The organism is Paenisporosarcina sp. OV554 (assembly GCF_003058165.1).
Lineage (GTDB): Bacteria > Bacillota > Bacilli > Bacillales_A > Planococcaceae > Paenisporosarcina.
Window position 1 is genome coordinate 67,993 of sequence record NZ_QBUC01000013.1, and the last position, 13,593, is coordinate 81,585.

At 40.7% G+C, this 13,593-nt stretch carries 12 protein-coding genes and 1 other annotated feature; of the genes, 3 read left to right on the forward strand and 9 right to left on the reverse strand.

Annotation, left to right across the window (positions count from 1 at the left end; all coding sequences use genetic code 11):
* Window positions 1-8: 8 nt before the first annotated feature.
* Window positions 9-977: a DUF4003 family protein gene (locus C8K15_RS12375; protein ID WP_108586709.1), complete on the forward strand. Its 969-nt coding sequence runs from the start codon at window positions 9-11 to the stop codon at window positions 975-977.
* A 48-nt stretch (window positions 978-1,025) separates the two neighbouring features.
* Window positions 1,026-2,453 carry an aldehyde dehydrogenase family protein gene (locus C8K15_RS12380; protein ID WP_108586710.1) on the forward strand — a complete coding sequence of 476 codons (1,428 nt, stop codon included), beginning with the start codon at window positions 1,026-1,028 and terminating at the stop codon, window positions 2,451-2,453.
* Between the two features lie 155 nt (window positions 2,454-2,608).
* Here C8K15_RS12380 and C8K15_RS12385 read toward each other — a convergent pair whose 3' ends face one another.
* The 9 genes from C8K15_RS12385 to trpE all read right to left on the reverse strand — a co-directional run bounded on the left by C8K15_RS12385 (window position 2,609) and on the right by trpE (window position 11,935).
* Window positions 2,609-4,447 (reverse strand): beta/alpha barrel domain-containing protein, encoded by a 1,839-nt coding sequence (locus tag C8K15_RS12385; RefSeq protein WP_108586711.1) that lies wholly within the window; start codon window positions 4,445-4,447, stop codon window positions 2,609-2,611.
* Between the two features lie 103 nt (window positions 4,448-4,550).
* Complete coding sequence (locus C8K15_RS12390) at window positions 4,551-5,033, reverse strand: hypothetical protein (protein WP_369973748.1); 483 nt, start codon at window positions 5,031-5,033, stop codon at window positions 4,551-4,553.
* A gap of 520 nt (window positions 5,034-5,553) precedes the next feature.
* On the reverse strand, window positions 5,554-6,342 hold the full coding sequence (gene trpA / locus C8K15_RS12395) for a tryptophan synthase subunit alpha (RefSeq protein ID WP_108586713.1): 789 nt from the start codon (window positions 6,340-6,342) through the stop codon (window positions 5,554-5,556).
* Entirely contained in the window at window positions 6,335-7,543 is a 1,209-nt protein-coding gene (gene trpB, locus C8K15_RS12400) for a tryptophan synthase subunit beta (protein WP_108586714.1), read from the reverse strand. The genes trpA and trpB overlap by 8 nt, the downstream gene beginning before the upstream one ends.
* 2 nt (window positions 7,544-7,545) lie before the next feature.
* Window positions 7,546-8,160, reverse strand: coding sequence for a phosphoribosylanthranilate isomerase (locus C8K15_RS12405; protein WP_108586715.1), 615 nt, complete (start codon window positions 8,158-8,160; stop codon window positions 7,546-7,548).
* Window positions 8,160-8,948 (reverse strand): indole-3-glycerol phosphate synthase TrpC, encoded by a 789-nt coding sequence (trpC, locus tag C8K15_RS12410; protein WP_108586716.1) that lies wholly within the window; start codon window positions 8,946-8,948, stop codon window positions 8,160-8,162. The genes C8K15_RS12405 and trpC overlap by 1 nt, the downstream gene beginning before the upstream one ends.
* Complete coding sequence (gene trpD, locus C8K15_RS12415; RefSeq protein WP_108586717.1) at window positions 8,945-9,976, reverse strand: anthranilate phosphoribosyltransferase; 1,032 nt, start codon at window positions 9,974-9,976, stop codon at window positions 8,945-8,947. The genes trpC and trpD overlap by 4 nt, the downstream gene beginning before the upstream one ends.
* Before the next feature lie 31 nt (window positions 9,977-10,007).
* A complete protein-coding gene (locus C8K15_RS12420) occupies window positions 10,008-10,574 on the reverse strand; it encodes an anthranilate synthase component II (protein WP_108586718.1) in 567 nt (188 codons plus the stop codon).
* Window positions 10,571-11,935, reverse strand: a complete 1,365-nt coding sequence (gene trpE, locus C8K15_RS12425) for an anthranilate synthase component I (protein ID WP_108586719.1) — start codon at window positions 11,933-11,935, stop codon at window positions 10,571-10,573. Before trpE ends, C8K15_RS12420 begins: the two co-directional genes overlap by 4 nt.
* Window positions 11,936-12,014: 79 nt before the next feature.
* Window positions 12,015-12,227: a binding site (T-box leader), on the reverse strand.
* 435 nt (window positions 12,228-12,662) lie between these two features.
* On the opposite strand from trpE, the gene C8K15_RS12430 reads away from it, so the two are divergent.
* Window positions 12,663-13,487 (forward strand): M55 family metallopeptidase, encoded by an 825-nt coding sequence (locus C8K15_RS12430; protein ID WP_108586720.1) that lies wholly within the window; start codon window positions 12,663-12,665, stop codon window positions 13,485-13,487.
* Window positions 13,488-13,593: the final 106 nt, after the last annotated feature.

Below are 13,593 nucleotides of genomic sequence, written 5' to 3' on the forward strand. Positions count from 1 at the left end.
TGAATGATATGACGATGGACCAGATGAAACAAGATTTACAAACCACATTTGAACAAGTGAAAAACGCGGTTGGATGGACTGTCGATAAACGAATTTCATTATCGATAGCTAGTTATTATGTGACTACGGGTAAAACTTTTAATGCGAAACAATTTTTGGTCACTTCCGATGCCATTAAGCAAAAATCAGGTTGGTTTTCACCGCTTCGTTCTCATATTCATTACATGATGGCTGCCTTTTTACAAAATGAACATAAAGATTCATCTATAATGGTCGATAATCTTTTAATGAAACAAGACATTTTAAAGGCGGCAGGCTTCAAATCGAACGTCTACAGTTATTTAGCAGCCGTGTTGATGACCGACGACTCTAATCATGAAGCATCTCAAGCTAAGTATCTATATGATGAGATGAAGTCACATCATCCATTCTTAACTCAACCTGACGATGTGCCTTATGCAGTCATGCTCGGAAAAATGCCTGGTGATCCAAAAGAGCGAGCAATGACGATGAATAGATACTATAGGGAATTACGGTCCCAAGGTTTTTATATGGGTAATGAGCTACAGTGGATGTCTCAAATTCTTACATTTAAGAGTCCAACTTATAATGCTAATGTAGTTGCACAGGCTGTCCAAATAAGAGACCAATTAAAAAATGCAAAAATCAAAATAAAATCGATGCATTATGTTATGGTTGGGTTTTTAGCAGCATTGGAAATAAAAGAAGGGGCATTAGAACATGTAATTGAAACATACCGTGACCTTGAAACTATGAAGTTATTCAATTGGTATAAAGAAATGATTTTATCGATAGCTGTTCAGCTTGAAACGAAACATATGATAGACAATGAAGATATCACATCGGTTAGTTTTGCCACCACGATTGAGATGATGATGCAAGCACAACAAGCAGCCATGGTTGCTACGATGGCTGCAACGAATGCGGCAACTGCGTCAAGTGGTGGGGGAGAATGATAGACTAAGATTAAGCAGGACTATATCGAATATCAGGAGGTGTTTCTTTTGAAAGAAACCGGACTTTGGATTAACGGTGATTGGCGAGAACCAAGTGAAACGTATGAATTAAAAGCTCCATATGATGGGAAAGTACTTGCACATGTAGCTAAAGGGACAGTAGAAGATGTCAAAGTAGCAATTGCTGGAGCAGAACAAGCTTTTCATTCCTTCAAAAAATGGACAGCTTACGATCGAGCGGAAATGTTATATAAAGTTGTAAATATCATGCGTGAACGCAAAGAAGAGCTGTCGAAGATTTTGGCACAAGAAGCAGGGAAACCACTAAAAACCGCGCGTGCTGAAGTGGATCGCACAATTGCTACCTATCAATTTTCTGCAGAAGAAGCGAAGCAATACCGCGGGGAAACGATTCCTATGGATGCAGCACCGGGTGGAGCAAACCGAATTGGCTGGACTAAAAAAGAAGCGATTGGCGTTGTCTCAGCTATCACACCTTTCAACTTTCCGTTTAACTTGGTTGCACACAAGCTTGGACCTGCATTTGCAGTAGGCAATACAGTAGTTTTAAAACCTGCCACACAAACTCCATTGAGCGCAATTGTCATGGCAGAAATTTTTAAAGAAGCTGGCTTGCCAGACGGAGTCCTTCAAATTATCACGGGGAGTGGGAGTGAATTAAGTGACTCACTCATTACTCATCCAGACGTAAAAAAAGTAACCTTTACCGGCAGTGTGCCTGTCGGATTATCAATTAAAGAAAAAGTGGGATTACGCAAAATCACTCTTGAGCTAGGTTCCAACTCTGCGCTAATTGTAGAGCCAAGTGTACCTATTGAAAAAATCGTGAAACGTTGCGTGGAAGGGGCGTTTGGCTTTGCTGGACAAGTGTGTATATCCCTGCAACGTATCTATGTAAATCGTAAAGTGCATGATGAATTTGTACAGGCATTTGTGGAAGAAACGAAAAAATTAGTAGTGGGCGATCCGCTTGATGAAAATACGGATATTGGTTCCATGATTCATCCTGACGAAGTAGAACGCATCGTTAGTTGGATTGAAGAAGCCAAGACTCTCGGTGCTACGGTCGCAACAGGTGGAGAGTTTACAGAACGTCAATTGCAGCCAACAGTAATGATAAACGTAAAAGAAGACATGCAAATCGTATGCGAAGAAGTATTCGCACCCATCGTTTCAATCATTCCTTACGACAAGCTTGATGAAGCGATTGGGTATGTAAATGATTCGAAATTCGGTTTAAATGCAGCAATCTACACGAATGTCTTAACAGATGCCATGAGAGCTGCAGATGAAATTGAAGCGGGAGCAGTTATTATTAACGACATTCCAACCTTCCGTACAGATCATATGCCATACGGCGGTATAAAAATGAGTGGCTACGGACGCGAAGGCGTGAAGTTTGCAGTCGATGAAATGACCGAAATGAAGTTTATTACGATGAAAACCGTGTTTTAATAGAAGGCAACTAAGGCAATCTACTTTTATAAGTGGGTTGCCTTTTAATTTAATTAGAGAAGTAATACTGATTTTTTATCAACCGGTCCCTTCATTAAAAAAAGATCAACCATAAAATTGGGTGACCTAAAAAACACATCTCTTTTAAGTGTTTTTCATTTCCCTTTCAAGAAAAAATCCTTTGAAAGGACAAGCCCTATCACAAATAGCAGCAACGCAAAATAAGCAGGTAGTATATGAATAAAAGATATGTATCCAATAGCAAAATGAATGAAAATACCTGCACTAAAAGCAGGTATACCTCCGATTAGGAACGTATACCACACCCATTTTTCACCTTGCTGAAAGCTCCATAATGCCAGCATTAATACTAATAATCCTACACTGATTAAGGAACTTCCCAAGCCTGCTCGGTCATGGGCGATTACTGGAATTAGTCGGTTATTTATGTCGTTTAATTGATCTGGAGTCATACAGATATAAATAAGGTCGGTCGGCACAAATACCCCGGTAACGCCAATTGTGGAAATGACGAAACCACCAAGGATAAACGAAAATCCAAGGATCACAAATGCAAATTGCCCCCATAATCCTTTTTTCCAAGCGGAATGGTTGGTCCGATTACTAGAAGTCGGATGCTCAGCGAAGTTTCTAGTTGTTCGATAACCAATCCAGAAAAATGGAAGTAACATGAGCCAAAGAAGCCCATGTAACCAATCGAAATAACCAAATCCAATAAACAGGAGTATCCCAAGAAATCCAACGATTCCTGCCGTATGAATCGATTTTTTGGCCCAATACATCCCGTATCTAACACCATATCGGGCTATGCGCATGTAGAGAAATCCTCCCGAAATCATCGTTCCGGCTAACGTCATTCGATCGTGTTGCATGAATCGGATGATGTTTGGATTTATTGCCATTAGTTGTTCACGCGTTAACTGCAAAAATGCTTCATCGTAAGGTAGGACAATCACTGTCATGCTAATTAGTAAAGCTAACAAGCCGCCAAAAAGCATAATCAAACCGAATAACCAATGCCAAATCCAGCCTTTATACTCGGTTCTTTCCTGCACTTTTACACTCATTAACGCTTCATTAATTCTTTTCGGTAGTCCGGGTCCTGAAAAGACATAGCCACTTGATAGCATGACAAGGTCGGCTCCCGATTGAAATAAACCCAAAGCATCTTTAGGTTCAAGGATTCCACCCGAAACGATAATGGGGATATCCGTTATTGCCTTAACCTCTTGAATGGTCTTTGTTAAATTCTCGACTTGAACGAGTGGAAACATCTGACCAGAACCCGTATCAATTGCCTGTTCCTCAATGATGACGCCATCTATATATTTTTTTCTTATTAAGTTAGACAAGTAGTCGGTATCCAGTTGTGATTGGGAGAACGAGAAACATAATGGCTTCGTTTTTAAGACCTTTTTAATCAATTCCAAGTCATGGTCGCTAAACCGTTTCTCCAGTATAAAAGCATCTCCGTAATCAAATAAGGTTTCTACTAATGAGACAGTTTCCTCGCATAAGCCAGTTTTCCCAATTCGAATAAAGATCGGCTTGTTAAATTTCTTCAGTTCTTTAAGCTTATTAACTGTTTCCTCTATACCTAGTGATTCTAATGGATAAGAGTAGACAAGATTGTCCCTTTCTTGTGTAAATCGTGGTGAACTCGATTCATTTGGGATTATTGAAACAGGGCCAACTTCTAAAAAACCTAGTCCGAGATTTCCAAAAGCCTTAGTCCCCGTTATTTTAGGATCAATTTTCCCACTTAAACCTACTGGGTTCGAAATGGTCAGACCGAAGATACTTGTTTCGAGCTTTTGGGAGGGTTCAGTATGACCAAGATTCTTGATTAAACTGCTTCCCCCTGGAATTGTAGAGATAAGACTCATGCCACGATGAATGAATTCTCTTCCATAAGAATCCGGCAAGCGAGTAAGCACGGGTTTAAACACAGTATGATAAGACCAATCGGGCATTGAAATCACATCCTGGAAAAGATTATGCTCTAATAATACAACTAATTAACTAACTTGTGCCGATAGTTCAAATAGTAATTTCTCTTTATATAAAAATGAATCTTTATTTTACTTCTGCCACAAATGTGTATGATACTTCACCGTTAGTCCATTTTGCTAACACTTCAAATATATATCTACCTTTACTTGCAGGAGCTGTTATTTGATTTTCATTTAAAGTAATTTCTTTTTCTCTTCCGTCCTTATTCCATAAGTAAACAACTAGTTCGGGATTTTCTTCAATCTCAATCGTGATTTTTTGGTTCTGTTCTAAAGTAATGGCTTTGAAATCTTCACCAATTTGGTATGGGGAAGCAGCGTCAGTTTGGACAACCTGAGTTTCAGAACCTTGTTCTCTTTCCCATTTATAACCTCCAGCTACCATTTCGTGTTTTGTATTATTAACCTTAACGACTCCAGGGATAGATGGAGGAAATTCATTTTTACTTACTACCGCAGTGTCTTTTCCTGCGTTAAACGTATTGCCAGAACACCCAGTGACCCAAAGTGAAGAAAATAATATAATGGCAACCAACAAAAGTTTCATCTCCACATGTATTCCTCCTTTAAAAAACTAGACGAGTCATGCACGTAAGAGTTTCACTTTCCGGAACAAGGGGTGAAGTAAATTTCAATTTATGTTTAATCGGCTACGTGGGAAGTTTCTTCGGCTTCACTGGAACTTTTATCGGCTACGACCGAGCATTATTCCACTTAACCCAGCGTTTATTCCGTTTCACCAAACTCCCTCCCCAAAAAAGACCCAATGGGCATGAGGTTCAGATTAGGTTTTAAATTACAGGATTAGGCAACGGTAAAAAGGAAAGCTTGATTGTATGCGATATAAACACACTCAAATGACTAACAACTGATTTAGTGAGTAATCATCAAGTTTGCATTTAAAGAAAAGCTTCCGAAAAAAGGTGAAGTAAATTTCAATTAATTTTTTCGGCTAAGAATATAGTTTAATCGGCTTCAACCAGTGTATATTCCGTTTCACCCAATTCCCTCCTAAAAAAGACCTCTTACGCAATAGGCAAGAGGTCCAAAAGCTTTAAATTACACGATCAAACAATTCCCACTGCTTTTGAAGCAGCAATCAACTCACGAATACTATCTAGATCACCGGCATGAAGCGCATCAACAATACGACTGCCGACAATGACGCCATCTGCTAGGTTGCCCATTTCTCGAACTTGCTCAGGTGTTGATATTCCGAAGCCTGCCATGACGGGTACGGAACTAACTTTTTTCAGCTTCGCCAAATGTTCCCCAACGTTTGCCGCAAATTCTGCTCGAGCTCCCGTGATTCCAGTGACCGTTACGGCATATAAGAATCCTTCCGAAGCTTTTGCTATGCGTTCGATTCTTTCTGTAGGGCTTGTTAAACTCACTAATTGAACAAGGGCTAAATCGTGTTTAATAAATTCATCATGCACCATGGCACTCTCTTCAAGTGGCAAATCTGGAACGATTAATCCACTAACGCCCACATCTGCACAATCCTTTGCAAATGCCTCAATGCCATAGCGGAACACTGGATTCAAATACGTCATTAAGACAATCGGAATGGTCACTTCACTGCGCAAGCGACCGATTTCTTCTAATACACCACGCAACGTCACACCTTCAGCCAACGCACGTTTGCCAGCTTCTTGAATAGTTGGTCCATCTGCTACAGGGTCAGAAAAAGGAATACCTAATTCAACCGCAGTGGCACCAGCTTCTTGAAGAAACAGTAATTGCTCACGAAGTTTTGACAACCCACCGTCACCGGCCATGATATATGGAATAAACGCTTTTCCACCTGTTGCGATTTGCTGTTCAATGGCAGTTTGTAATTTCATTTTAGTCATTACTTCCACCTCCAAGAGCATCACGCACAGTGACGACGTCTTTGTCTCCACGTCCTGATAAACAAATGACAACAATCTCATCTTGACTCATCGTAGCCGCCAGTTCTCCAGCAAAATGAATTGCATGTGCAGATTCAAGAGCAGGGAGGATACCTTCCGTGCGAGCCAGCATTTGAACAGCTGCTAACGCTTGGTCATCTGTTACGGATGTATATTTAACGCGGCCATTTTCATGTAGATAGCTATGCTCAGGTCCGATACCAGGATAATCAAGTCCTGCTGAAATAGAATGCGCTTCTTGAATTTGTCCAGCATCATCTTGCAGTAAATACATAAGTGCTCCGTGCAACACGCCAACAGAACCTTTTGTTAAAGTGGCCGCGTGTTTATCCGTTCCTAGTCCAGCACCCGCAGCTTCAACACCGAATAATTTTACATCTGTATCTTCAATGAAGGGATAGAACATACCCATTGCGTTACTGCCACCACCAATACAAGCAACAATTGCATCGGGTAGACGACCTTCTTTTTCAACGATTTGCTTACGCGTTTCATCGCCAATCACACGTTGGAAATCACGGACAATTTTAGGGAAGGGGTGGGGGCCTAAAACAGATCCCATAATGTAGTGAGTATCCTCAACATTCGTCACCCAGTAACGCAATGCTTCGTTCACTGCATCCTTTAACGTTCTACTACCTTGCGTCACCGTTACGACTTTTGCACCTAATAATTCCATACGGAAAACATTCAACTGCTGACGGCGAACGTCTTCTTCTCCCATAAAGATGACACATTCTAAGTCTAAAAGTGCGCAGACGGTAGCGGTTGCCACTCCATGTTGACCAGCGCCTGTTTCCGCGACGATTTTTCGTTTGCCCATACGAACGGCAAGTAAAGCTTGGCCAATTGTATTATTTATTTTATGTGCACCTGTGTGATTGAGATCTTCACGTTTTAAATAAATCTTGGCGCCGCCCATTTTCTTCGTTAAGCGCTCAGCAAAGTAAAGCGGATTTTCTCGTCCCACATAATCTTTTAAATAGAACCGAAAATCTTTTAGAAACTCTTCATCCTTTATTGCTATATCATACGCTTCCTCTAATTCAATCACGGCTTGCATTAATGTCTCAGGAACAAATCGTCCACCGAATCTGCCGTAATGACCAGTTGCGTTTGGTTGGTTGTAAGTTGTTACCATGCTCATCTCTCCTCATCTCGGACTGCACGGATAAACGTGCGGATTTTTTCTGCATCTTTCCGTTGCGCTGTCTCTACTCCACTTGATACATCCACCATAAAAGGGTGTACGGTATTGATTGCTTCATTAATATTAGTTTCAGTGAGTCCACCAGCTAAAATCACTTTGTTATGTGAGATATTCGCCTTGGCGAGTAACGACCAATCAAATGAATGGCCCGATCCTCCACGAAACTCAACTCCGGGTGCATCAAATAAAAAGTAATCGACTTCATATTGTGAAGCCTTTTGTACATCTTTTTGAGTCTTTATAGACAATGCTTTAATAGTAGGGAAGGAAAGACGTCGAACATAATCTGGATCTTCATCACCATGTAGCTGAACCATATCAAGAGATACTTCTCTTGCGATTCGTTCCACTTCTTCTATCACTTCATTTACGAACACACCAATTTTCAACACATCAATCGGCACGGCTGTTGCAAGTTCTTTAGCTTGTTCAACTGTGACTCGTCGCCGGCTTTTGGCAAATACAAATCCGATTGCGTCAGCACCTGATTCCACAGCTACTTTTACATGTTCAAGTTCCATCAATCCACAAATTTTGACTTTTGTCATCATCGTTCCCTACGTTTCACGTGAAACGAACGCAACGTTTCGTCAATATGTGCACTACGCATTAATGTCTCTCCGACCAACACTGCATGGGCACCAACTTTGGCGACTGTTGACGCATCAGTTGCATCCCGAATTCCACTCTCACTAATTAACACGCGTTGTTCATGAAAAGGGAAGTGTGCAGAGATTTCTGCCGTGTTGCCCAAATTCACTTCAAATGTTTTTAAATTACGATTATTTATTCCAATGATTTTTGCATCTATTAATAAAGCTCTCTGCAATTCCTCAACATCATGAACTTCGACCAAAACTTCTAAATCTAAAGTCGTGGCAAAATCAAATAATTCTTTTAGCGTCTCTTGTTCAAGTGCTGCCACGATTAACAAAATAATAGAAGCACCCGCGCGTTTTGCTTGCTCGATTTGCAATCGATGGATGATGAAATCTTTGCACAACACGGGAAGGCGAACTGCTGAAGAAACTACTTGTAAATCGCTCAAGGATCCTTTGAAAAATTGTTGATCTGTTAACACGGAAATAGCTGCAGCACCCGCATTTTCATAAGCAAGCGCCTGCTGTACGGGATTCACATTGCCTTCAATTAATCCTTTGGAAGGAGAGGCACGTTTAATTTCAGAAATTACTTGTAAATGTTGCGTGTTGTATAAAGTTTCAAATAAAGAAAGCTTATCAGTAAGTGCTTTAGTTAATTCAAAAGGGATTTGATGTTCTAATAAGTTTTCCACTTCTAGTTTCTTCACTTCTAAGATTTTCTCTAAAATGGTCATGCGTTCATCTCCAATTGCTTGCGGTTTTGACTATATGCGATGACTGATTTCATGATACTTAGTGCGCGGCCGCTTTGAATGCTTTTGCGAGCTTGGTGGACGCCTTCGTTAATGGTCGAGGTGACACCTGCTGCAAATAAACCAATTCCGGCATTAAGCAAAACGGTATCTAAATAAGGCGAAGGAACACCCCGTAATACGCTTTTTAAAATAGCTGCATTATCTTTTGCGTCTCCACCGCGAATCGCTTCTAATGGTGCATATGATAAACCTACTTCATGAGCATTTAGCGTAAACGGAATACTTTTACCTTCATTCATCAGTACGAGATAGTTATCTCCTGCAAGAGATGCTTCATCCATTCCGCCTGCCCCAGTTAGTACGATTGCGCGTTTGCGACCTAAGCGATGAAGGACATCCGCTAAATCCATTAGTTTATCTTGTCGATACACACCAACTAACTGAGATGATAAAGAAACGGGATTTGTTAATGGGCCAATCATATTGAAAATTGTCGGTTTCCCTAAAGATTTCCGAATGACTTGTATGCGTTTCATTTTTGGGTGAACATGTGGTGCGAATAAAAAAGCGATGTTCGTTGACTTGAGTAACTCATCAACTTCATGAGGTTGGAAATCCAAAGCGATGCCAAGTTCTTCCAATACATCAGCACTCCCTGTGCGGCTCGAGATACTGCGGTTTCCGTGTTTAGCAACTTTTAATCCTGCTCCCGCTAATACAAAAGAACACGTCGTGCTGATATTAAAACTTTGCGATCCATCGCCCCCAGTACCACAATTATCAAAGACGACTGAAGAGGAAACTGGAACTTGGGTAGCATTTTCTCTTAACACTTCAACCAGTGCAGCAATTTCTTCTGTTGTTTCCCCTTTTATCGATAATGCAGTTAAAAAGTTCGCGATGTCGACACCGGCAATTTGTTCTGAAAACATAGCATTCGTTGCTTCTCTCATCTCATGGTACGTCAGTGAATTCCCTGCACGTACACTCTCAGTAAATCTTCTCATCTCAATCTCTCCTCATTGTAAATATTCTCAGCTAAGCTATGTCTGTTAAAAAGGCTTGTAGAATTTTTTCGCCATCACGGGTCCCTATGGATTCTGGATGAAACTGCAAACCATAAAGCGGATATTTCTCATGTTGAATTGCCATAATGCTATGGTCGTCCATCGCAATCGCAGTCGTGTTAAAACACGAAGGCAAATCCTCTAACACGAGAGAGTGGTAACGCATGACGGGTAAAGGTTGAGAAAGGTAAGCGAACATGCCCGCATGTGAATGACGAACTGCGGATACTTTTCCATGCATGACTTGTGTAGCGCGCTTTATTTTTCCGCCAAATGCTACGCCAAGCAGTTGATGTCCTAAACAAACACCAAGCATCGGAATTGTTTGATAAAATTCTTTGATAATTGATAAAGAGTTCAACTTGTCATTTGGCGATCCAGGACCGGGAGATAAGACGATTGCTTTTGGATTCATCTGACGGATTTCTTCAAGTGAGATCTCATCGAAACGAACCACCCGTACATCTTCGCCGAGCATCGACAAGCTTTGAAACAAGTTATACGTAAACGAGTCATAGTGATCGAGTAGTAAAATCATGACAACACCTCTAGCAATGACTTTGCTTTGTGTAACGTTTCTTCATATTCTGCTTGTGGATTAGAGTCATAGACAATTCCAGCACCAGCTTGGACGTAAGCGGTTTGATTTTTCACGACTAGTGTTCGAATAGCTAAGGCAATATCGATATTGCCATTAAATCCGATATAGCCGACAGCGCCTGCATAAACCCCGCGCTTCACATTCTCCAAATCTTGAATGACTTGCATTGCTCGAATTTTTGGTGCACCCGATACTGTGCCAGCGGGTAAGCAAGCGACGAGTGCATCGAGGGGGTGTTGGTCCTCTCGTAAAGTACCTGCAACTTCAGAAACGATGTGCATAACATGTTGATACTTTTCGATGTCCATGTATTTTGTTAAATGGATGCTGCCAACTTCACTAATTCGCCCCAAATCATTTCGTCCTAAATCCACTAACATGCGATGTTCAGCGAGTTCTTTTGGATCCGCGAGAAGTTCTTTTTCAAGCAACTTATCTTCTTCTGATGTCTTGCCACGGCGTCTAGTACCTGCAATTGGATTCGTCGTCACCCGTTTTTCTTGAATGCTCATCAAACTTTCTGGAGAAGCACCAAGTACCACATGTTCGTCAAAATCCACATAAAACATATAGGGAGAAGGATTTTCTTTTCTTAGTTTTCGATACAATGAGAAAGAGTCACCTGAAAAGGGTGCTTGTAAACGTTGAGATAACACTACTTGAAAAATTTCTCCTGAACGTATTAGTTCTTTTGCTCGTAAGACGTTGTCGATAAACGTTTGCTTTGTAATATTCGATGTAAAAGGAAGTGGAGATGTGGTAGTTACTAATTCACTTTCTTTCACTGCTAATTGGTGCTCCACTTCTTCAATCTTGCTTGGAGTGTTACCCGTGTGCAAAATCGTTACGTCTTGTTTTAGATGGTCATAGACAATGACGGTTTCATAAGCGAGTAAATGAATGTCAGGCATTCCTAGGTCGTCATGGAGGGGGAGACCAATGTCTTCATATTGCGAGATAACATCATACCCGATATACCCAACTGCACCACCGTTGAATGGGAATTCATCGTGTTCATTTATAACGGGTAGTAGAGTTTTTAACAATTCAAGCGGTTTTCCATAATGGTTAATTACTTGACCAGATAGAAAGGACGTTTCCTTTAACTCTTGAGCCGATCCTTTAAATTCTTTTACTGGTTCTGCTCCGATAAAAGAATAGCGACCAGATGCATCATGTTTTAAAGAACTTTCTAGCAAAAACTTACGCTTGCCTTGCAAGCGTTTGTAAATGGCTATGGGGGATAACGTGTCACCATTAATCGTAATTCGTGCGGTTTGTAGTAGGTTTGTATTCATACTATTCTCTCCTCTGCTCGGCTCGTGTACATCCGGAAAAACAAAAAAGTCCCCTGTACATGAACAGAAAAGTTCATGTACAGAGGACGGAATTACCGCGGTGCCACCTCAAATTAAAAGCCTCTAATGGCTTTCACTTTAGGACCTGTAACGTAGATCAAACGTTTTCCCATACTTACCTTCTGGGAAACTCTCCAAAGACCATTCACAACAAGTTGTCTATCAGCTTCCACCAACCGCTGACTCTCTATTAAGACAAACTCCTGCTACTATTCTTTGTCATCGATTTTTCTCAGCTAAACTCACTCTCAACTATGTTCTAAAATTTTATTGGCGATGTCGCTCCCGACACCTTCTACCAAAATTCCGAATCAAAAAGTTGTTCCTATCTTAGTACGCATAGAATCATATGTCAACAGATACGGGGAGAAATTAATAAATAATCTAAAAAATAGGCGAATGGTCGGAAACTACATTTTAGTGGTCGAAAACGAAGCGTAAGTGGTCGGAAACTATGCACGAATGGTCGGAAAAACCATTCGAATGGACGAAAACCATGCATGATAGAATATCCATTCTTTATACGAGTAATCAAAAGAGTTTTCTCTGTATTTATTTTGATACTCGAAAAAAACAAAGGAATAATATTGAAATATTCAATCAATATTGGTACTTTAATAATAACAATCACATATTAACTATATGTTATGAGGGGGACAGCAAGAATATGAAATTTTTTATCTCAGTCGACATGGAAGGGATTACTGGTTTACCAGATCACACTTTCGTAGATTCGCAGAAACACAATTATGAACGTGCTCGTCGTATCATGACCAATGAAGCAAATGCGGTTATTGAAGGTTTACTGAAAAAAGGGTCTACCGAGATAGTGGTAAATGATAGTCATTCGAAAATGAATAACTTGCTAATAGAAGAACTGAATCCAGAAGCGCTATTGATTACGGGTGGAGTGAAACCGTATTCGATGGTGCAAGCGCTGGATGAAACATATGCTGGAGCGATTTTTGTAGGATATCATTCGCGTGCTGGACAGCCTGGTGTCATGAGTCACAGCATGATTTTTGGTGTTCGCAATATGTATATTAACGAAGTGGAGATTGGGGAACTTGGGTTCAACGCATATGTGGCGGGTCATTTTGGTGTGCCAGTCATCCTAGTTGCCGGTGATGACGGTGCGTGTCGTGAAGCAGAAGAGCTTATTCCAAACATAACGACGGTAGCGGTCAAAGAATCAATTACACGCCAAGCTGTAAAAACGATGCATCCCAAAAAATCACAAGCACTTTTAACTGAACGAATTCAAAAAGCCGTCGACAATCGACATTTGGTAAAACCACTCCTGCCACCTAAAAATCCAACTTTACGAATTGAATTTGTCAACTACGGACAAGCCGAGTGGGCAGCACTTATGCCGGGCTGTGAAATTGAACCAGGAACAACAATTGTGAAATTTAAAGCCAAAGATATATTGGAAGCTTACCGAGCGATGTTAGTCCAAGTGGAATTAGCGTGCCAAACGACATTTTGCTAGTATGAGTGCGATTTGCACAACAGCAACAAATAATCAATACGCTGAAAACTGACTCGGAAATTAATGAAAAGCTGTGGCGTTTCAAATGGACGTCGAATACTTCTAT